This is a genomic window from Luteibacter sp. W1I16 (assembly GCF_050434905.1).
Lineage (GTDB): Bacteria > Pseudomonadota > Gammaproteobacteria > Xanthomonadales > Rhodanobacteraceae > Luteibacter.
This window is the reverse complement of sequence record NZ_JBNDJJ010000001.1, coordinates 3,062,291-3,083,357: the sequence shown is the minus strand read 5'-3', so window position 1 is coordinate 3,083,357 and position 21,067 is coordinate 3,062,291. Positions and strand designations below refer to the sequence as shown.

The 21,067-nt window shown below is 65.6% G+C and carries 18 protein-coding genes; 7 read left to right on the top strand and 11 right to left on the bottom strand.

All coding sequences use genetic code 11. From position 1 onward, the window contains the following. Positions 1-317 precede the first annotated feature (317 nt). The 3 genes from QFZ41_RS13495 (at position 318) to QFZ41_RS13485 (ending at position 2,362) form a co-directional block, all read left to right on the top strand. Positions 318-677: a hypothetical protein gene (locus QFZ41_RS13495; RefSeq protein WP_429199240.1), complete on the top strand. Its 360-nt coding sequence runs from the start codon at positions 318-320 to the stop codon at positions 675-677. 1 nt (position 678) lies between these two features. Further along, positions 679-1,473, top strand: a complete 795-nt coding sequence (locus QFZ41_RS13490; protein ID WP_429199239.1) for a hypothetical protein — start codon at positions 679-681, stop codon at positions 1,471-1,473. 181 nt (positions 1,474-1,654) lie between these two features. Further along, entirely contained in the window at positions 1,655-2,362 is a 708-nt protein-coding gene (locus QFZ41_RS13485) for a hypothetical protein (RefSeq protein WP_429199238.1), read from the top strand. A gap of 43 nt (positions 2,363-2,405) precedes the next feature. Here the strand turns inward: QFZ41_RS13485 and QFZ41_RS13480 are convergent, their stop codons facing one another. The 8 genes from QFZ41_RS13480 to QFZ41_RS13445 all read right to left on the bottom strand — a co-directional run bounded on the left by QFZ41_RS13480 (position 2,406) and on the right by QFZ41_RS13445 (position 9,783). Next, entirely contained in the window at positions 2,406-4,307 is a 1,902-nt protein-coding gene (locus QFZ41_RS13480) for a potassium transporter Kup (RefSeq protein WP_429199237.1), read from the bottom strand. A gap of 2 nt (positions 4,308-4,309) precedes the next feature. Further along, the gene (ruvA, locus tag QFZ41_RS13475; protein ID WP_426285525.1) at positions 4,310-4,906 is read right to left on the bottom strand and encodes a Holliday junction branch migration protein RuvA; all 597 of its coding nucleotides are present in this window, start codon (positions 4,904-4,906) and stop codon (positions 4,310-4,312) included. Beyond that, positions 4,903-5,424 carry a crossover junction endodeoxyribonuclease RuvC gene (gene ruvC, locus QFZ41_RS13470; RefSeq protein WP_429199236.1) on the bottom strand — a complete coding sequence of 174 codons (522 nt, stop codon included), beginning with the start codon at positions 5,422-5,424 and terminating at the stop codon, positions 4,903-4,905. The genes ruvA and ruvC overlap by 4 nt, the downstream gene beginning before the upstream one ends. Before the next feature lie 43 nt (positions 5,425-5,467). Continuing rightward, positions 5,468-6,217 carry a YebC/PmpR family DNA-binding transcriptional regulator gene (locus QFZ41_RS13465; RefSeq protein WP_429199235.1) on the bottom strand — a complete coding sequence of 250 codons (750 nt, stop codon included), beginning with the start codon at positions 6,215-6,217 and terminating at the stop codon, positions 5,468-5,470. Between the two features lie 65 nt (positions 6,218-6,282). Further along, complete coding sequence (locus QFZ41_RS13460) at positions 6,283-6,909, bottom strand: esterase/lipase family protein (RefSeq protein ID WP_429199234.1); 627 nt, start codon at positions 6,907-6,909, stop codon at positions 6,283-6,285. Between the two features lie 14 nt (positions 6,910-6,923). Next, positions 6,924-8,696, bottom strand: a complete 1,773-nt coding sequence (gene aspS / locus QFZ41_RS13455) for an aspartate--tRNA ligase (RefSeq protein WP_429199233.1) — start codon at positions 8,694-8,696, stop codon at positions 6,924-6,926. 98 nt (positions 8,697-8,794) lie between these two features. After that, positions 8,795-9,337 (bottom strand): DUF3011 domain-containing protein, encoded by a 543-nt coding sequence (locus QFZ41_RS13450; protein ID WP_429199232.1) that lies wholly within the window; start codon positions 9,335-9,337, stop codon positions 8,795-8,797. A gap of 137 nt (positions 9,338-9,474) precedes the next feature. After that, positions 9,475-9,783 carry an FmdB family zinc ribbon protein gene (locus QFZ41_RS13445; RefSeq protein WP_429199231.1) on the bottom strand — a complete coding sequence of 103 codons (309 nt, stop codon included), beginning with the start codon at positions 9,781-9,783 and terminating at the stop codon, positions 9,475-9,477. 488 nt (positions 9,784-10,271) lie between these two features. On the opposite strand from QFZ41_RS13445, the gene QFZ41_RS13440 reads away from it, so the two are divergent. Next, positions 10,272-12,698 (top strand): TonB-dependent receptor plug domain-containing protein, encoded by a 2,427-nt coding sequence (locus tag QFZ41_RS13440; protein ID WP_429200239.1) that lies wholly within the window; start codon positions 10,272-10,274, stop codon positions 12,696-12,698. A gap of 141 nt (positions 12,699-12,839) precedes the next feature. On the opposite strand, the gene clpB is transcribed toward QFZ41_RS13440, so the two are convergent. Further along, on the bottom strand, positions 12,840-15,422 hold the full coding sequence (clpB, locus tag QFZ41_RS13435; RefSeq protein ID WP_429199230.1) for an ATP-dependent chaperone ClpB: 2,583 nt from the start codon (positions 15,420-15,422) through the stop codon (positions 12,840-12,842). Between the two features lie 171 nt (positions 15,423-15,593). On the opposite strand from clpB, the gene otsB reads away from it, so the two are divergent. Next, the gene (otsB, locus tag QFZ41_RS13430; protein WP_429199229.1) at positions 15,594-16,379 is read left to right on the top strand and encodes a trehalose-phosphatase; all 786 of its coding nucleotides are present in this window, start codon (positions 15,594-15,596) and stop codon (positions 16,377-16,379) included. After that, positions 16,376-17,791 carry an alpha,alpha-trehalose-phosphate synthase (UDP-forming) gene (gene otsA, locus QFZ41_RS13425; protein ID WP_429199228.1) on the top strand — a complete coding sequence of 472 codons (1,416 nt, stop codon included), beginning with the start codon at positions 16,376-16,378 and terminating at the stop codon, positions 17,789-17,791. The genes otsB and otsA overlap by 4 nt, the downstream gene beginning before the upstream one ends. Before the next feature lie 6 nt (positions 17,792-17,797). Here otsA and pgeF read toward each other — a convergent pair whose 3' ends face one another. Together pgeF and rluD are read right to left on the bottom strand one after the other, a co-directional pair. Further along, a complete protein-coding gene (gene pgeF / locus QFZ41_RS13420) occupies positions 17,798-18,538 on the bottom strand; it encodes a peptidoglycan editing factor PgeF (RefSeq protein ID WP_429199227.1) in 741 nt (246 codons plus the stop codon). Between the two features lie 2 nt (positions 18,539-18,540). Then, positions 18,541-19,515, bottom strand: a complete 975-nt coding sequence (rluD, locus tag QFZ41_RS13415; protein WP_429199226.1) for a 23S rRNA pseudouridine(1911/1915/1917) synthase RluD — start codon at positions 19,513-19,515, stop codon at positions 18,541-18,543. 69 nt (positions 19,516-19,584) lie between these two features. Between rluD and QFZ41_RS13410 the strand changes: the two genes are divergently transcribed. Next, positions 19,585-20,412 carry an outer membrane protein assembly factor BamD gene (locus QFZ41_RS13410; protein WP_429199225.1) on the top strand — a complete coding sequence of 276 codons (828 nt, stop codon included), beginning with the start codon at positions 19,585-19,587 and terminating at the stop codon, positions 20,410-20,412. Positions 20,413-21,067: the final 655 nt, after the last annotated feature.

The following is a 21,067-nucleotide window of genomic DNA, read 5'->3' as shown; positions in this document are numbered from 1 at the left end:
AAACCCCCTTGATGAACTGCGGGCACGCCCGACAACCGCGTCGTTCGGAGGGGGAGGCACCGGCTGCCGTTCTCAGAGCGATTCCGCAGGTAGGCGTAAGCCGGCACGAGCGGACGTCGTCCCTGAATGTGCCACACGGTCCCCGTCAGATATTGAGCCACGCCAGCTCGATCAACCGGTTGCCCGGGAGCTGGAGAAGAACACCGTCGCTGGCACTGCGCGCCTACGACTAGTGGCGGGCAGGATCGACTGCACCTCCGCCGGCCGTGCCTCTAATTTGCTGAAGCCCATTCGGGCAGCACCTTGAAGGAGCATGCATGAAGGCTCAGATAGTGACCGCCGCCGTTCTCGCTATCACAGCGACTGACGCGAACGCGCTCATCAAATCGATCAGCCGCGCGAATTGTGTCGCCGGCGTGATCAACGAATCCGTCACATACGATAGGCCAAGCCTAGATAGCCATTGGATGACGACGTTCAGTACGCACGTGGGCTTCGGCGCCTTTGGCGGCCACACGCGCTCGGCACTGAAAATGTACACGTGGCGATCGTACGCTGGCGACCGTTTCGACTCTTCCAAAAACACCGTGACGGGCACACACCTCTTCGTCGACGAATTTGGACTCAGACGCTACCAGCAGACCATCGCAACAGACTGTAACCTGGGAGAGTGGTGAAATGAGCCGTAAAAAAATTCGATGTATCACGCTGCCGCTCGTTTGCATTGCCGGATTTGCGACGATGACGCATGGAACTATCGATAGGTCCCGCGCTGTGGGACTGCCTGCGCTTTCCCGAGCCCAGATTCAGCAGACTCTCGACCAGGGAGTCGACCTCGGCAAGATCAACGCTACTCCTGGACTCCATGTCGTGCCTCTCAACGAATCATGGAGCACACCCGGCCAGGCCGAGGTAGAGCGCAAACAAATCGATCAGCAGAGAAGCCGGGGGTTCTATCTGGCGGAAGCTGGCGAGGTTGTAGACGTACGGGCGCGGATGAAAGCCGCGGCAACTGAACGTGGGAAACTGCCAAGGCACGACAAGGCTTTTCGTTCCTTGAAAGATGTCCGGAAGGATCTCTTAGTCAACCCCGCAGAACTGGGTACATCCGAACTGTCGTCAGCGACACTGATGGAAGTCCGCCTTGGCGGAAGCTACGTCAATGGGAAATGGACTGGCGTTGCCCGGACATTCGAAGTGCCCGGCCTGGGTCTCATCGTGCTCAACGAAACGGATCACGCAGCCGGCAAGGAGTCCGTCACCCTGATCCAGGAATGGATGAACATCGACGTCAACGGACAATCAGGCACAGCCAAGACCGCACGCGATGCGTCGGGACGCACACTGGTGACTGTCGGATGGGTCAACGAGCGCAAGATCTATTCGATGCGGCTGCAACCCCTGCACCCCGAGACCCATGAAGCAAATCAGGCCAGGCTCCTCGAGATTGCACGCAAGCTCGTTGAGGCCTGATTCTTCCCGAATCGATAACGGTTTTTTACAGATAGACGGGGTCGCAATCTTTATACGCAGACCGTCGCCGCGGATTGCAACCTGGGAGAATGGTGATATGACCCATAGGAAAACACTTTGCTTCGTTCTGCCCGTCGCCTGTCTTATCAGCAGCACGGCTTCAGGCCAGAGCACACCCGACTTGCTGCCGGTGACGCCGCCGACGTTCTCGCGCGTACAAATCGATGCGGCGCTCGACGCCGGCGTCGACTTGCGCAAGGTCGACACGACGCCGGGGCTCCACACGGTCCCACTGAGCGAAACGTGGAGCACTCCGGAACAGGCGAGGGAGATACGAAAGCACATCGATGAACAGCGGAGTCGTGGCTATTATTCGGCGGAAAACGACAAGGTTCCCGACCTGCGAGCCGCGATGAGAGCCGCCGCCAACCAGCGCCGACACGTTCCTCGCCACGGCCGGACCTTCCACTCCCTGACTGAAATCCAGGACGACATCCTGGTCAAGCCAATCCATCTCGGAACATCCGCGCTGTCGTCGGCCAGGCTGCTGGAAGTGCGCCTTGGTGGGAACTACCTCAAGGGGAAGTGGACGGGTCTCGCCAGGACGTTCGAAGTCGCCGACCTCGGCCTTGTCATACTCGACGAGAGAGATCATGCCGCAAGTAAGGACTCCGTCACGGTGGTCCAGGAGTGGGTGAACACCGACGTGCACGGGCAGCAGGGCAGCATGAGGACCACACGCAGCGCGTCCGGACGCACCCTCGTCTCCGTCAGCTGGGAGAACCAGCGCAAGCTCTACTCGCTCGAGCTGCAACCTCTTCGCCCTGAGGCAGGCGAGGCCAATCAGGCCCGCCTTCTGGAGATCGCGCGGAAGCTCGTGGAGGCCTGACCACCGCGGTGCATCGCCGCGAAGGACAGCACTTCCGCCAGAGCTAGATTTCCACCTGCGCGCCCAGCTCGATTAGCCGGTTGCCCGGGATCTGGAAGAACGCCGTCGCCGGCATCGCGTTGCGTGCGAGGAAAGCGAACAGCTTGTCGCGCCAGAGGGCCATGCCGGGGCGGCGGACGTCGGCCACGATGGTTTCGCGCGACAGGAAGAACGTGGTGTCCATCATGTCGAAGTCGAGGCCCAGCGTACTCGCGCGAGATAGGGACAGCGGGATGTTCGGGTCCTCGGCGAAGCCGTAGCGCAGCTGCAGGCCGTAGAAGCCGTTGCCGTACTCGATCACTTCCATGCGCTCTTCGTAGTCCGCCACGGGCGTCTCGAGCATTTCCACCGTCAGCAGGACGTTGCGCTCATGCAGCACCTTGTTGTGCTTCAGGTTGTGAAGCATGGCGTGCGGCACGGAGTTCTGGTTCGCCGTGAGGAACACCGCGGTGCCAGGAACGATGAGCGGCGGATGATCGGCGATATTGGCGACGAAGGGCTCCAGGGCGAGACCGGACTGCTTGATCTCGCGGACCACCAGCTCCCTGCCCCGCCGCCACGTCGTCATCATGGTGAAGATCACCACGCCCAGCACCAGCGGGAACCAGCCGCCATGGGCGATCTTCAGCGCGTTCGCGCCGAAGAAGGAAATATCGACGATCAGGAAGATCACGCCCACGGTGATGACCGCCGACCAGTGCCAATGCCACCGGCGGCGTGCGACAACCAGCGCCAACAGGGTCGTCATCGTCATCGTACCGGTCACGGCGATGCCGTATGCCGCGCCGAGGTTGTTCGACGAACGGAAGCCGATCACCGCGAGGAAGACCAGCACCAGCAACAGGCGGTTCACCCAGGGCACGAAGATCTGCCCGGACATCTCGTGCGAGGTATGCACCACCGCCATGCGCGGCGAGTAACCCAGCGACATCGCCTCGCGGGTCATCGAGAACGCACCGGAGATCACGGCCTGCGAGGCGATGATGGCGGACATCGTCGCCAAGGCGACCATGGGATAGAGCCAGTCTTCCGGCACCATCTTGTAGAACGGGTTTTCGATCGCCGTCTGGTCGTGCAGCAGCAGCGCGCCCTGCCCGAAGTAATTGATCAACAGCGCCGGCAGCACGAAGGCGAACCAGGCCAGGCGGATCGGCTTCTTGCCGAAGTGCCCCATGTCGGCATACAGCGCCTCGGCGCCGGTCAGCGCCAGCACCACGCCGCCCAGGGCGATGAAGGCCTGCTTCCCGTGCTCCATGAAGAACGTCACCGCATACCAGGGGTTCAACGCCACCAGCACCTGGGGATGCGCGACGAGCTGGCGCAGGCCAAGGCCGGCAAGCACCAGGAACCAGAGCACCATCACCGGCGCGAAGGCCTTGCCGACGAAGTTCGTGCCGTGCCGCTGCACCGCGAAAAGGATGATGATGATGACCAGGCAGATGGGCAGCACGTAGGCATCGAGTTGTGGCGCGGCGAGCTCCAGGCCTTCGACGGCCGAAAGCACCGAGATGGCGGGCGTGATGACGCCGTCGCCATAGAACAGGGAGGCGCCGAAGATACCGATCGCGGCGAGCACCCAGCGGGCCCTCGGTGAACCGCTGACACTGCGCTGCGCCAGGGCCATGAGCGCCATGATGCCGCCCTCGCCCTTGTTGTCCGCGCGCATCACGAAGGTCACGTACTTCAGCGACACCACCATGATCAGCGACCAGAAGATCAGCGAAAGGACGCCGAGCACCGCCGTGGGATGGGGCGTCATGCCATGCGTTCCCAGCGTCTCCTTCATGGCGTACAGGGGACTGGTGCCGATGTCGCCGAAGACGATGCCGATGGCACCCAGCGCGAGAGCGCCGATGCGGCGGCCATGGGCGTGCTGGATGTCTTCGGCGGGATTTTCTGTTTTCACTCTCAACCTCCGAGCGCCGCTCGCAGCGCCTTGCGGATGATGGCCTCGGCGGAATCGCCTTCGGCGGCGGCTTTCTGAACGAGCCGGGATGCTTCAACCGGCTTGTAGCCGAGTTGTTGCAGGGCGACGGTGGCTTCGCCGACGGGGTCGGCAGGCACGGCTTCGCCCAGCGCGCTGACGGGCAGGCGCACGCCCACCGCGTCCACGCGATCACGCAGTTCCACCACCATGCGTTCGGCGGTCTTCTTGCCGATGCCGGGAATCTTGGTGAGGGCCACGACGTCGCCGGCATGCACCAGCCGCGACAGCTCGTCGGTGGCCACGCCGGAGAGCACGGCCAGCGCGATCTTCGCGCCGATGCCGCTCACCTTGAGCAGGTTGCGGAACATGGCCCGCTCGGCTTCGCGCAGGAAGCCGTAAAGCGCCACGCCGTCTTCCTTCACCGCGTAATGGGTGAGCAGGATCACTTCCTTGCCCGTTCCGGGCAGGTCGTAGATGGTCGACATGGGTGCATCGACTTCGTAGCCGACGCCTCCCACTTCGATGAGGAGGGACGGTGGCTGCTTGCTCACCAGGGTGCCGCGCAGGCGACCGATCATCGGCGACGTCTCCATGCCGTGCGGGGGATGCCCACGCGCTCGATACTGGAACGGGTATGCGCGTGGGCGATGGCGATCGCCAACGCGTCGGCCGCGTCCGCCTGCAGCGGACCCTTGATGCCGAGGATGATCCCGATCATGTGCTGGACCTGGGTCTTGTCGGCGCGGCCGGTACCGACCACCGCCTGCTTTACCTCGGTCGCTGCGTATTCGTGCACGACGATTCCCTGGCTGACCACGGCACACACGGCCGCGCCGCGCGCCTGGCCGAGCTTGAGGGCCGAGTCCGCGTTGCGCGCCATGAACACGCGCTCGATCGCGGCTTCCGCCGGACCGTGCGCGCCGATGATGCCGCAGAGCTCGTCAAATATGCGTTTCAGGCGGAGCGGGAAAGTCGCCTCCCCGCCCACCACCAGGGCACCGTGCCAGACATGGCTGAGGGCGCCGTTGTCCGCCACGTCGATGATACCGACGCCGGTGCGCTGGCTGCCCGGATCGATGCCGAGGATGCGGGTCATGACAGCGAGGCTACGCGCAAGACGGGAAGGGGCCGGTAAGGCCTCAAGCCTCGTCCGCGTCGTGGGCCGGCAGGACGGCGTTGTGGTAGACCTCGTCCACGTCGTCGAGCGAGTTCAGGCGTTCGAGCAGCTTCTCGAACTGCTCCAGCGCCTCTCCGGTGGGCGTGACGAGGGGGCCGTTCGGCCGCATCACCACGTCGGAGCTGTCGACCTCGAAGCCCGCCGCGACCAGCGCCTTGCGCATGGCCTCGACCGCGATCGGGTCGGACGCCAGCAGGACGGTGCCGATGCCGTTGTCGATGACGATGTCTTCGGCGTTGTTCTCGATCGCCGCTTCTTCCAGTTTCGCCTCGACACCGGCGTCGCCGCCGGTATGCACGACGACCTGGCCCACGCGGGTGAACTGGAAGGCCACCGAGTTGGTGGTGCCCATGTTGCCGCCGAGCTTGTTCAGGGCCGCGCGCACGTCGGCCACCGTGCGGACCTGGTTGTCCGTCACGCAATCGATGATCAGCGCGGTACCCGCCGGGCCGTAGCCCTCGTAGCGGATCTCGTGCATGTCGGCGCCACCCTCGGCACCCGAGCCGCGCTTGATCGCGCGCTCGATGGTGTCCTTGGTCATGTTCGCGGCAAGCGCCTTGTCGACCGCCGCGCGCAGGCGCGGGTTCCCGTTGGGGTCGGGGACTCCACCACGCGTGGCGATGGTGATTTCGCGGATCAGCTTGGTGAACACCTTGGCGCGCTTGGCGTCTTCGGCGTTCTTGCGACCTTCGATGGACGGGCCTCTACCCATGTTCGATTCCTGGATTTACCGGACGGACGAGGGCGCGATTCTAGCGGAAGTGCGCTGCGGACGGGTCAATCGTCGAAGCGGCCTTCGCGCAGGAAGAACGCCACCTGACGGGCGACATCGGCTGAAACGAGCATGCCGGTGTGGCTGGTTTCCAGGACGCAGTGGCCGGCGAGGCCGGGTAGCCGGGTCTCCTCGACGCCGACCGAGCCGTCGTGCTCGGCACCCAGCTCGCCTACGAAAGCGCCCAGGCCGACCGGCATCCGCCCGGCGATCATGCCGACCTCGCGGCGGCCGTCCCAGCGGTCCAGCCCATGCTCCAGCAGCTCCTTGGAGCGGCCGAGCAGCATGTCGCCGCCCCAGCGGTGGGTGAGCCCCCGCGCGGCGCCGCTGCCGTTGAGCGGGGAACCGAGGCAGACGATGCGGCCCTCCGGAAGGTCGTCGTCGCGACAGGCGAGCAAGGCGAGGACGCCGCCGAGGCTATGCCCGACGACGTGCACCGGCCCCGGCCCCAGGGCACGGATGCGCTTGCGCAACCGCTCGATCGCCTGCTCCGGCGGCGCGGCCACGCTCATGTACTCGAACTGGTGGACCCGGAAACCTTCCTCGCGCAACCGCCGGTGCAACATCGCCATGGCGAACCCGCGCATCCACAGGCCATGCAACAACAGGACCTCGGGAGGCGTGGGAGTCATCGGCGCGTTCAGGCTCAGGCCTGCAAAGGCTCCGCGGCGGCGACGCGGACGTGCAGTTCCTTCAACTGCGGCTCGGACACCGGCGACGGGGCATCGGTCATCAAGTCTTGCGCACTGGTCGTCTTGGGGAAGGCGATGACGTCGCGGATCGACTCCGTCCCGGCCATGAGCGCGGCGATGCGATCGATGCCGAAGGCCAGGCCGCCGTGGGGCGGCGCGCCCATGCGCAGCGCCTTGAGCAGGAAGCCGAACTTGGCTTCCGCCTCGGCCGCACCGATGCCGAGCAGGTCGAACACCGCGCTCTGCATTTCCGGGCGATGGATACGGATCGATCCGCCACCGATTTCGTTGCCGTTGAGCACCATGTCGTAGCCACGGCTGACGGCGATGGCCGCATTGGCGCGCAAGTCGGCGATGTCGTCGACCTTAGGGGCGGTGAACGGATGATGGAGCGCGACGAAACGTTTTTCTTCCTCGTCGTACTCGAACATCGGGAAATCCGTCACCCACAGCGGCTTCCAGGTGTTCTCGACCAGGCCACGGTCGCGGCCCAGCTTGATGCGCAGCGCGCCCATGAAGTCGGTGACCGTCTTCCAGGCGCCGGCGCCGAAGAAGACGATGTCGCCCGTGGCGGCGGCGGTGAGCTTCAGCACCTGCTCCAGCGCGGCGTCGTCCAGGAACTTCGCCACCGGGGAATTGATGCCCTCGCGGCCCTTGGCGAGGTCGTCGACCTTCAGCCAGGCCAGGCCCTTCGCGCCGTACTTGGCGGCATAGTCGGTGAGCCCGTCGATGTCCTTGCGCGACAGCGCGGCGGCGCCCGGCACGCGCAGCGCGGCGACACGGCCGGCCGGATCGTTGGCCGGGCCGGAGAACACCTTGAACTCCACGTGCTTCACGGCCTCGGCGATGTCGACCAGTTCCAGCGGAATGCGCAGGTCGGGCTTATCGGAACCGAAGCGGCGCATCGCCTCTTCGTAGGTCATGCGCGGGAAGACGGCGTCGAGCTCCACATGACGCACTTCGCGGAACACGTGGCGGATCAGGTTCTCGACGAAATCCTGGACGTCGCGCTCTTCGACGAAGGCGAACTCGAGGTCGAGCTGGGTGAATTCCGGCTGACGGTCGGCGCGCAGATCCTCGTCGCGGAAGCAGCGGGCGATCTGATAGTAGCGGTCGAACCCGGCCATCATCAGGATCTGCTTGAACAGCTGTGGCGACTGCGGCAGCGCATAGAACTGGCCCGGGTGCACGCGGCTGGGCACCAGGTAATCGCGCGCGCCTTCCGGCGTGGCCTTGGTGAGGATCGGCGTCTCGATATCCTGGAAGCCGGCGGCGTCGAGGTAGCGGCGCAACTCGCGCACCAGCGCGGTGCGCGTGCGCATCATCTTCTGCATCTCGGGACGGCGCAGGTCGAGGTAGCGGTAGGTCATCCGCATGTCCTCGTTCGGCGACTCGTGCAGCGCGAACGGCAGGTCGCGCGCGGCATTGAGGATCTCCACCTTGTCGGCGATCAACTCGACCGTGCCGGTCTTCAGCTTGTCGTTGGCCGACAGGCGCTTGCGGACCTGTCCGGTGACGCGAATGACGAACTCGTAACCCAGTTCACCGGCGACGGCGAAGGCGTCGGCGTTATCGCGTTCGATCACCACCTGGGCGATGCCCTCGTGGTCGCGCAGGTCGACGAAGGCCACGTGGCTTTGCAGACGAAGCGTGTCCACCCAGCCGCATAGGGTGACGTCCTGGCCGATCAGCGACTCGTCGATGAGTCCGCAATAATGGGTGCGCATGCGCTTGAAGCTCCGGCTACCGCGAAGGCGGTCAATAGCGTGGGAAAAGACCCCGGATCGTACCACGAGCCGGGCCCTCCCAAGCGCGGCCGGAAGCCTTAGCGGCCGATGTCGAACTTGCCGCGACAGCCGCGATCGGCCCAGATGCCATCGCGGGTAAAGCCGTAGCTATAGCCCTCGCGGCAGTCGGCCTTGGAGGTCTGTTCGACGAGGCGTGCGCCCCGTCCGACCGGCCAGCGACAGAACACGCGCTTGTTGTCTTCGCTGTCGCAGGAAACGATCTGGCCGCCACCGCCGTAGCCCGGACGACCACCGCCACCCCAGCCCGGACGGTCGCCGCCGCCCCAACCCGGACGACCGCCACCCCAGCCACCGGCTTCCTGGAAGATGCCGCGGCAACCGTCATCCACCCAGAGGCCGCCGCGATCCATGTCCCAGGTGCGGCCACGGATGCAGGCGGTCTGGGAATCCTGGCGAACCAGTCGCGCGTCGCGCCAGGGCACCCGGCAGTAGGAACGGCGTCCGTTGTCGCTGTAGCAGTTGACCGTGTCGCCGCCGCGCTGGGCGTGCGCCACGTGCGGAGTCAATGAGAGCCCCGCGCCGAGCGCGAGCATGGCGACCAGTCCAAGGATGCGTTTCATACCTACCTCCGATGTGTGTGACGCAAAATTATCGGAGGGATCCGCAATGATGTTTGAACGGACCGCAAGAAAACGCCGTCGCCGGTAAGAATGTGCCTTGGCGTGGCGCTCGCCGGGGGACGGGCGCCATCCTTCGTTCAACCGCCGGACGGTTTCGCGTCGGCCGACGGGGGCGCGGCGGGAGCCGGCGCGGGTGTCGACGCGGGCGCCGCCTCGGCGGAAGCCCCTGAAGAACCTTCAACGAGGTTCCGCTTCTTGTCGCCGTCCTTCTTGAAGTCGGTCTCGTACCAACCACCCCCGGCGAGGCGGAACTGGGGGGCGCTCAACAGGCGGCCCACCCGGGGTTCGCCACAGCTGGGGCAGGCGGACGGATCGGCATCGGCGATCTTCTGCAAGCGTTCGAAGCGATGGCCGCAGGCCTGACACTGGAATTCATAGATGGGCATGGGGCGGGTATCTCTTGGTATCTGGCCGGCATTATCGGGGTGGGGGACGGTTTTTCAATTCCTGGCCACGGTCGTTGTCCTGCGGCGCCTATCGCCGACAGGGTCGGCTCCCACCGAAAGCTCGCCTGCCTTATATCCGATGGGTCGCTTCATGCTCGGTGTGAGCCGACCCTGTCGGCGATTCGACCCGCGAAAGCGCCCGGACATTTTGCATTGCACCAAAATGGCTGGAAAAGCCAGTTCCGTGCCAAGTCCCTTTAAATGCGGCCTAACACATCATTGTTTCCCCACGATGGCGCATTCATGATGAATGTATTGACGCGTCGCAGCAAGCATGCATAGCGTCATCCCAACGCGGCTTTCCCGCCGCGTCCGCGGGGCACTCCCGCTCCGCGTGCCGTAGCTCGCCTTGGGGACCATCGATGACGACAGGTAAGACCCTACGACGCAAGCCGTCGGCCAGCCTCTGGCTACCCGCCCTCGGTCTCATGATCGTGACGCCCGGTTACGCTCAGGATGCGGCACCACCGCCGGACACCAGGGAGGCCCGGCAACTCGACCAGGTGGTGGTGACCGGCACGCGCAGCACCACGCGCACCGAGGCCAATTCGCTCTCGCCGATCGACGTATTGTCGCCCAAGGATCTCACGTCCACGGGAAGCACCGATCTCGCGACCGCGCTGGGCCGCCTGCTGCCCTCGCTCGATTTCCCGCGCCCGGCGATCAACGACGGTAACGACGCCGTGCGCCCGGCCAGCCTGCGCGGACTCTCGCCCGACGCGACGCTCGTACTCGTGGATGGCAAGCGCTACCACACGTCGGCCCTGGTCAACTACAACAACTCCGTGGGTCGTGGCGCGGCACCGGCCGATCTCAACTCGATCCCGATTTCGGCGATCGATCATATCGAGGTCCTCCGCGACGGCGCCGCCGCGCAATACGGCTCCGATGCCATCGCCGGCGTCATCAACATCGTGCTCAAGCACGGCGCGGGGGCCGGCAAGAATTCCATCAACGCCAACTACGGCATCATGGATAAGGGCGACGGCGAGACCAACGGCATCGACGGCTCGGTCGGCATCGACCTCGGTGGCAAGGGTGCGGACGCGAAGGGTTGGCTGCGCCTGGCCTGGAGCTACCAGAACTCGATGAACACGAACCGCGCCTCGCCGGTGAGCCTGTTCACGCCGGAAGAAGCCGCCGATGGCAATGTCGCCCACCAGCGTTACGGCGACCCGGCGGTGAAGACCTATCAGGCGCTCACCAATTTCCAGTACGAGCTGGCGCGCAATGTCGACCTCTACGGTTACCTCAGCCTGAGCCGCCGCGACGTCACCTCGAACGGCTATTACCGCGGCGCGAGCAATGCACGTAACGTGCCGGAACTCTATCCCGACGGATTCCTCCCGCAGATCGTCAACCACACCAACGACTCCACCGCCGTACTCGGCGTGAAGGGCGTGACGGATGAGGGATGGCGCTGGGATGCATCGGGCAACTACGGCATCAACGATCTCGTCTTCGACGTGCAGAACAGCGTCAACACCAACCTGTTCTATTCCACCGGCGCATCGCCCACGTACTTCAACGCCGGAACGTTCAAGAACTCGCAGGCACTGGCGAACATCGATATCGGCAAGGACTTCAACGTGGGCTGGCTGCCCAATCCACTCACCCTCGCCTTCGGTGCCGAATACCGCAAGGAGAAATATCAGATCGACGCAGGCGATCCCGAGTCCTACTACTTCAACCAGGGCACCTTGATTCCCGGCACCGACACGCCCTATGCGGGTGGCGCGCAGGTTTTCCCCGGACTCTCCCCCGCCGCCGCGGGCAGCTTCACGCGGCATAGCGAAGCAGCCTATGTCGACCTCGAGACCGATGTCACGGACAAATTCTCGGCCGGTGTCGCCGGCCGCTACGAGCACTACAGCGACGCGGGCTCGACGCGCTCGGGCAAGCTATCGGCGCGTTACCAGTTCACGCCCACGTTCGCCTTGCGCGGCACGATCTCGAACGGATTCCGCGCACCATCGCTCGCGCAGCAGAACTACCAGTCGGTGGTGACGATCATCGATCCCAGCACAGGGCAACTCGCACAGACGGGTACCTACCGCACGTCCGATCCCGCGGCCGTCGCACTCGGCTCGAAGCCGTTGAAACCGGAGAAATCGGCTAACTACGGCATCGGTGCCGTATGGGAACCGACGGCCGACTTCAGCGCCACGCTGGATATCTACCAGATCCGCATCTGGAACCAGATCCTCTACTCCGACACCATCAGCCTCACCGATCCGCTGCTCGCGGCGTACTTCAACAGCGTGGTGCCCGGGCAGCAGGTGACGGCGGTGCAGTACTTCGCCAACTCCGCCACCACGCGCACCCGCGGTGCGGACCTCGTGCTGAACTACCGCATTCCGACGACGGGATTCGGACAGTTCAACCTGCTGGCCAGTGGCAACTACAACAAGGTGAAGGTGCTCTCGGTGGGCGAGACGCCGGCCGTGCTCCAGGCCAATTCATCCGGCCCGATCGAACTCTTCGGACGCTCGAGCCAGGGCATCCTGACCAAGGCCACGCCACGCACGAAGTTCCTGTTCGGCGCGGACTGGGCGCTCGACGGGTTCAACGCACATGCGGACCTGACCCGCTATGGCTCCGTCACCCGGGTGAACACCGATCCGGCGACCGACCAGACATTTCCGGCGCGTTGGCTGCTGAACCTCTCCGGCGGGTACACCATCGACCAGTGGAACTTCACCCTCGGCGTGGACAATGTCACCGACCAGTATCCGCAGCGGGTGAAGCCGACCAACAGTGGCGAGGATTACTTCAGCGGGTTGCAGTATTCGGCGCTGTCGCCGTTCGGGTTCAACGGACGGTATTACTACGCGAAGGTGGGATTGCGGTTCTGACGGGCGAAAAGCATCGCCGACAGGGTCGGCTCCCACCAGGTTGCGATAACCTGGTGGGAAGCCGACTTGTCGGCGATTCGGCGATTCAGGTGCCAGGCAGCCTCCCACCAAAGCCGGTGGGAGCCGACCCTGTCGGCGATATCAGTCCGCCGCGAACGTCAGATGGTTTCCATCCGAATCCACCCGCACGGTCTGCCCCGGCGAGAACGCACCCTGCAGGATGCGCTGCGCCAGCGGATTCTCCAGCTGCTGCTGGATCGCCCGCTTGAGTGGACGCGCGCCATACACCGGATCGAAGCCCGCGCTGCCCAGCAGGTCGAGCGCCTTCTCCGTGAGTTCGATCGACAGCTGCCGATCCGCGAGGCGCTTCGCCAGGTAATCCAGCTGTATCCGCGCGATCGAGCGGATCTGCTTTTTGTCCAGCGGTCGGAACACCACGAGGTCGTCCAGGCGGTTGATGAACTCGGGACGGAAATGCGCCTGCACCACGCCCAGCACCGATGCCTTCATCTGCAGGTAGTCCGCCTCGCTGTCGCCGGCCTGTTCCTGGATCAGGTTCGAGCCGAGGTTCGAGGTCATGACGATCACGGTGTTGCGGAAGTCAACCGTGCGGCCCTGCCCATCCGTCAAGCGTCCGTCGTCGAGCACCTGTAGCAGGATGTTGAAGACATCCGGATGCGCCTTCTCCACTTCGTCCAGCAGGATCACGCTGTAAGGACGACGGCGCACCGCCTCGGTGAGATAACCACCCTCTTCGTAACCGACATAACCCGGAGGCGCGCCGACCAGCCGGCTCACGGAGTGCTTCTCCATGAACTCGCTCATGTCGATGCGCACCATCGCGTCCTGCGTGTCGAAGAGGAAATCGGCCAGGGCCTTGCACAACTCCGTCTTGCCCACGCCCGTCGGGCCGAGGAACAGGAACGAGCCGTAGGGACGGTTCGGATCGGACAATCCGGCACGCGCGCGGCGGATCGCGTCGGACACCGCGCGCACCGCCTCGTCCTGCCCGACCACCCGCGCATGCAGCGCATCTTCCATGTGCAGCAGTTTCTCGCGCTCGCCCTCGAGCATCTTCGCCACGGGGATGCCGGTCCAGCGCGCGACCACCTCGGCGATCTCCTCGGCGGTCACGCGGTCCTGCAACAGCGTGAAGTCCTGTTGTTCCGCCTTCTGGGCGGCGGCGAGCTGGGCTTCCAGAGCCGGCAACCGGCCGTACTGGATCTCGCTCATCGCGCCGTAATCTTGGCGGCGTTGCGCGGCTTCCAGTTCGACGCGGGCCTGCTCGATCTGTTCCTTGATCTTGGTGGCGCCCTGCAAGGCGGCCTTCTCCGCCTTCCACACCTCGTTGAGGTCGGAGAACTCACGGTCGAGCTTCTCGATGTCGGCTTCGAGCGTCGCCAGGCGATGCTTCGATTCGTCGTCTTGCTCTTTCTTCAGCATCTCGCGCTGGATCTTGAGCTGGATCAGGCGGCGTTCGAGCCGGTCGAGTTCCTCCGGCTTGGAATCGATCTCCATGCGGATGCGCGAGGCGGCCTCGTCCATCAGGTCGATGGCCTTGTCGGGCAACTGGCGGTCCGGAATGTACCGGGCGGAAAGCGTCGCCGCGGCGACGATCGCCGGATCGGTGATCTCCACGCCGTGGTGCACGGCGTAGCGTTCCTTCAGGCCACGCAGGATCGCGATCGTGTCTTCCACGCTCGGTTCGCCCACGAACACCTTCTGGAAGCGGCGCTCGAGCGCGGCGTCCTTCTCCACGTACTTGCGGTATTCGTCGAGCGTGGTCGCGCCGATGCAGTGCAGTTCGCCACGCGCCAGCGCGGGCTTCAACATGTTGCCCGCGTCCATGGCGCCGTCGGCTTTGCCGGCGCCGACCATGGTGTGCAATTCATCGATGAAGAGGATCACCTGGCCTTCCTGCTTGGACAGGTCGCTGAGCACGGCCTTCAGCCGTTCCTCGAACTCGCCGCGGAATTTCGCGCCGGCGATCAGCGAGCCCATGTCGAGCGAGAGCACGCGCTTGTCGCGCAGCCCTTCGGGCACTTCGCCATTCACGATGCGCTGCGCCAGGCCCTCGACGATGGCGGTCTTGCCCACGCCGGGCTCGCCGATCAGCACCGGATTGTTCTTCGTACGCCGCTGCAATACCTGGATCGTGCGGCGGATCTCCTCGTCGCGGCCGATCACCGGATCGAGCTTGCCCGCCTCCGCCCGCTCGGTGAGGTCGATGGTGTATTTCTCGAGCGCCTGGCGCTGCTCCTCGGCGTTTTCCGACTGCACTTTCTCGCCGCCACGCAGCTTCTCGATGGCGGCCTCGATCCGTTCCCTGGTGGCTCCGGCGGCCTTCAGCGCACCGCCCACGTCACCACGATCCTCCAGCGCCGCCAGTACGAACAGTTCGCTCGCGATGAACTGGTCGCCTCTCTGCTGGGCGAGCTTGTCGGTGAGGTTGAACAGGCGGTTGAGATCGTTGCCCAGGCTGATGTTGCCCTCCTGGCCACTGACTCGCGGCACGCGGTCGAGAATCTCGGCCACGCGCTGGCGCAGCGCGGGCACGTTGACCTGCGCCTGGGTCAGCATGGGCGCGGTGGAACCGCCCTGCTGGTCGAGCAGCGCGGCGAGCACGTGCACCGGCTCGAGGATGTTGTTGTCACGGCCGACGGCCAGCGACTGGGCATCGGCCAGTGCCTGCTGGAACCGCGAAGTGAGTTTGTCCATTCGCATCAGGTTTTCTCCCAAAGGTGTTGGCGCGCCCCGGGCCCTCCCCGCGACCGCCTCTGGCCCTACAGATGCGGGTGAAAGCATGCGCCTTCAACGTCGGCGCGGGAAACCGCGCATCACTTTTTTCACGTCGCGGGAGGCATTCTGGAAGGATCGCTGCCAGATGGAGCCCTCGTGACAGCCGCCCAGGAAACCTTGCCTCCACCGCCCGTCGACCTCGTCACGTCCGACACGGCGCTGTTCCTCGATGCCGATGGCACCCTGCTGGCGTTCGCCGACGACCCCGAGGCCGTGTTCGTGCCGCCCGGGATGCTCGATACCCTGGATGCGCTGAACCTTGCCCTGGGGGGTGCCATGGCCCTGGTCAGCGGCCGCGCCATCCCCGGGCTCGACCGCATCTTCGGCAGGACCGCCTGGGCCGCCGCCGGTCAGCATGGCCTCGAGCGGCGCGACGGTGAGGGACGAACGACCACCGTCCCCGTGGACGAGGACGAACTGGACCGGCTGCGCAAGATCGTGCACGACATCGCCCTTGCCCTCCCGGGCGTACGCGTGGAAGACAAGAGCTGGTCCGTGGCCTTGCATTGCCGCGAGCATCCCGAGCGCGCGGACGAGCTGGACCGGATCGCCCCGGCCATCGCATCGCGTTTCCCCGGGTTCGAGCTGCAGCCGGGCAGCTACGTCTACGAGTTCAAGCCGCGCGGGATGGACAAGGGCGTGGCGGTGGCCGCCTTCCTCGAAGCACCACCCTTCAAAGGCCGCAAGCCGGTCTACCTGGGCGACGACCTCACCGACGAACACGCCTTCGCCGTGGTCAACGAGCGGGGAGGCGCATCGGTTCGCGTCGGTTCCCGCACACCGTCCGACGCGGCGTTCACATTGCCTAGCCCGGCGGCTGTCCATGCTTGGCTCGATTCCGTGAAGGCCACGCTGACGCAAGGAGCCGCAAGGGCACGATGAGCCGACTAGTTGTCATATCGAACCGCGTGGCACTGCCCAAGCAGACGCAAACCGGCGGCCTCGCATCCGCCATGAACGCGGCGCTGCAGGAAATGGGGGGACTGTGGTTCGGGTGGAGCGGCAACCTCGCCGCCGAGACCGGCAAGGAGGTGCACGAAGTCCAGGACGGACACATCAGCTACGCGACCATCGACATGTCCAAGGCGGACCATGACGACTACTACAGCGGCTTCGCCAACCGCGCCTTGTGGCCGCTGTTCCATTACCGGGCCGACCTGGTCGATTACCGGCGCGACCACCTCGAAGGCTACCTGCGGGTCAACCGCGTCTTCGCCAAGCGCGTGGCGAAACTGATCAGGAAAGACGACATCGTCTGGGTTCACGACTACCACCTGATCCCGCTCGCGGCGATGCTTCGCGAACTGGGGGTCGAGAACAAGATCGGCTTCTTCCTGCACACGCCACTCCCCGCGGCGGGGTTGTTGATCACCCTGCCCCGTCATCGCGAATTGCTCGAGCCGCTGGCGTCGTACGACCTCGTGGGCCTGCACACCCAACGCGACCTGCGCGCGCTCGAGGATTACTTCCTGCATGAACTCGGCGCCGCCATGCGCACGGGTGGCCGCATCCGCGCCGCCAACGGACGGATCTTCCGTGCCGGCGTCTTCCCGATCAGCATCGACACCGCGGAGGCCGTGGAACTGGCCCATCGCGCCGAGGACAGTGGAGCGGTGGCCAAGCTCAGGGCATCGATCGACGACCGCGCACTGATCATCGGCGTGGACCGCCTCGATTATTCCAAAGGTCTGCCCGAACGCTTCGAAGGGTTCGCGCGCCTGTTGCGCGACCACAAAGAAATGCGCGGCCGGGTGTCGCTATTGCAGATCGCCCCGCCCTCGCGCTCGGACGTGCCGGAATACCGATCGCTGCGCCGGGAACTCGAACGCAGCGCGGGCCATATCAACGGCCAGTACGCCGAACCGGACTGGGTACCCATCCGTTACGTCAACAAGTCGTTCGCGCACAAGGTGCTGGCGGGTTACTTCCGCGTGGCGAAGGTCGGCCTGGTCACGCCACTCCGCGACGGCATGAACCTCGTCGCGAAGGAGTACGTGGCCTGCCAGGATCCGCAGGACCCCGGCGTGCTCGTGCTGTCCCGCTTCGCGGGCGCGGCGCAGGAGCTGGATGCGGCGCTGCTGGTGAATCCGTCCGACCTGGACGAGGTGTCCGAAGCGCTGAAACGCGCTCTGGAAATGCCGCTGAAGGAGCGGCGCATGCGTTGGCAGTCGATGATGGACGTGCTCGAGCGCAATGACATCACCACGTGGCGCAACGCCTTCCTGCATGCCCTGACCGAGCCGCCACGGGTGAAGCCGGAGATCTACGTGCCTTCGCCGATGACGGCGCCCTGAGCGTGTTCAGCGCGTCCAGATCAACGAGGCGAATCGTCCGCTGACCGCGCCATCGCGACGGTACGAGTAGAGCCGTTCGTCGCGGAAGGTATCGAAACCGCCGCCCGCAACCCGCGTCACCCCGATGGCTGCGAGCCGGCGCTTCGCCAGCATGTACAGATCGCATAGCCAGTGCCCCGGCCGGGTCGGCGTGAACGCCACCTCCGCCCCGGGGTCGCCATCGACGAAGGCCGCGCGGACTTCCTCGCCCACCTCGTAGGAGGGCCCGCCGATGGCGGGGCCCAACCAGGCGAGCATGGACTCCACGGGTTCGCCCATACGGGCCACCGTATTCTCCAGGACGCCCGCCGCGAGGCCGCGCCAGCCGGCGTGCGCCGCGCCGATCGTGCCACCTTCAGCGGCCGCGAACAGAACCGGAAGGCAATCCGCGGTGAGGACCGCCAGTACCTTGCCGGACCCCTTCGCCACTGCGGCATCGGCCACCGGCTCGTCGTCGACCGGCGCGCCGGCCTCGACCACCTCGGTACCGTGCACCTGGCGCAGCCAGAGCGGCGGGGCGGGCAGGTCCAGGGCCACCGTCAGGGCATCGCGGTTCGACACCACGGCGGCGGGATCGTCGCCCGAGCGCAGCCCGAGGTTCAGCCGGTCGTACGGCGGCTGGGAAATACCCGGCCCCTGCCGCGTGGATACGGCCGCGTGGACGTGCGCGGGAGCCTTCCAGTCCGGAACGATCCAGGCGCCATCCATGCTCAGTCCTCGATCGGATGCAGCGCGGTGTCGGCGCGAAGCGCTTCGATCAGCGCCTCCTGGTCGACCGGGCGCGGCGAATCGAATTCGAGGTATTCCCCCGTGACGGGATGCTCGAAAGCCAGTTTCTCGGCGTGCAGGGCCTGCCGGCGGAAACCGCGCAGGGCCTCGATCAACTCCTGGCTGGCGCCGCGCGGCAGGCGCAGGCCGTTGCCGTAGAGCTGGTCGCCGACCAGCGGGTGGCCGAGGTGGGCCATGTGCACGCGGATCTGATGGGTGCGGCCCGTCTCCAGGTTGCACTGGATCAGGCTGTGCGCCCGGAAACGCTCGCGCACGCGGTAATGCGTGACCGCCTCCTTGCCCCCGTCCTCCACGTCGCGCACGCCCTGCTTCAGACGATCGTGCTGGTGCCGCCCGATGGGCTGGTCCACCGTGCCGCCGGCGACCATGGTGCCCAGCACCACGGCCTCGTACTGCCGGTGCACGTCGTGCCGCGACAGCATCGCCACCAGCGCGGTGTGCGCGGCGATGCTCTTGGCCACCACCATCAGGCCCGCGGTGTCCTTGTCCAGGCGATGGACGATCCCGCCTCGCGGCAACTCGGCCTGGGCCGGGTTGTGGTGAAGCAAGGCGTTCAGCATGGTCCCGGCGGCATTGCCCGCCCCCGGGTGGACGACCAGCCCCATGGGCTTGTCGACCACCATGAGGTCGTCGTCCTCGTAGCGGATATCCAGCGCGATGTCCTCGGGCTGGGCGTCCACCTCGGTCTCCAGCTCGGCCTCGAGTTCCACCCGCTCGCCGCCCCGGAGCAGGTGGCGCGGGGCCACCCGGGCCCCGTCCAGCAGCACCTTGCCCTCCTTGATCCAGCCCGTGAGGCGGGATCGGGAGTAATCGGGGAACATCTCGGCCAGGGACTGGTCGAAACGCCGACCCGCCGCCGCCACCGGCACGGTGGCCTCATGTCTGACCGTCGTCATACCGCCCCGCCCGGCCCACGGCCGGTTTCGGCTATCATGCCCTTTCGCTCAAGCATCCGAACTCTCTCAATGCGTGCAACCAAGATCACCATTCTGCTCGTCCTCGCCCTGTCGATGAGCGCCTGCTCGATGTTCCGCAGCAAGAAGGAGACGATCGACACGATGCCGGTCGACCGGCTCTATACGACTGCCCACGACTCGCTGGAGCACGCCGACTACGCCGCCGCGGAGAAGGCGTACGAACGCCTCATCGCACGGTTCCCTTCAGGCGACATCAACGAGCAGTCCCAGATCGAACTCGCGTACGCGCAGTACAAAGACAACAAGCCGGACGACGCTTACTCGACGATCAACCGCTTCATCAAGACGTTTCCGACCCATAAGCATGCTGATTATGCCTATTACCTGCGCGGTCTGATCAATTTCGATCGAACGGGCGGCCTGATCGAGCGTTACCTGCAGCGTGGCAACAGCGCTTCCACCCGCCGCGACCAGGGCTTCAACCTCACCGCGTTCGACGATTTCAGCCAGCTGACCCGTCGTTATCCGAACAGCGCGTACGCCACCGACGCCCGCCAGCGCATGATCTTCCTGCGCAACCAGCTGGCCCGGTTCGAGGTGAACGTGGCCGAGTACTATCTGCGCACCAAGGCCTATATCGCCTCGGCCGACCGCGCCCAGTACGTGATCGAGCACTACCAGCAGTCGCCGGAAACGGCCGATGCCCTCGCCATCCTCACGCGCAGCTACATCGCGCTGGACCGCAAGCCGCTGGCCGACCAGACCCGCCAGGTGCTGGCCCTGAACTACCCGGACCACCCGTACCTCACGGACCCGAACTGGCCGCACCACCCCTCGGTCTGGCGCAAGGCGATCCCGTTCTCGGGTCACCACTGACCTTCGGGGTTCGACGAGAAAGCCGGCGCAAGCCGGCTTTTTTTGTGGGCTTTCTTTCGTGTTCGGATTTCGTCCGGCTCGGCTTCGCCCTCGCATCGGGGTGGTGAGGCAGAGCCGTCGGCCGCCACCCTCGTCGCTCCGAGCTGCACCGTCGCTCGGGAAAGGATGCCGCTGCGCGGCCGTGTTCTATGGCTGACGCCCCGTCGCGCCCGTCGCCCCGGGCGGGGTTTTCGATTCGCCCTCCGTGGCTCAGCGAAAACGGACGGCCGTCCAGGCCGGCCCCCTACGGGCCTTTTCGCCCGGCGCTCCTCGGTTCCACACCTCGCGCCGAGGGTGGCGGCCGACGGCTCTACCGGGCACGGAGGGGTTGTGTGGCAAGAGCAACGCCCGCGACCTGGGGAAAGCGGTTACGTGTGACTCCCCCTCACCCGGGTGGGAAGCGGGCTGGCCCGCGATTCGCCCTATGTCGAGCGAATGAGGCGGTGCATCGCAACTGGGCGAGCGGTAAGGGCCGATCACCGCAAGGCTTCCTTCGCCAGCAGAAAGATTGAGGCATCGCGGGCCAGCCCGCTTCCCACCCGGGTGCGGCAACCGGCGGGGGCACGGCTCTTCCTCACCAACCCACGCCAGTGTCGAGAGAGCTGCCGGGCGCCAC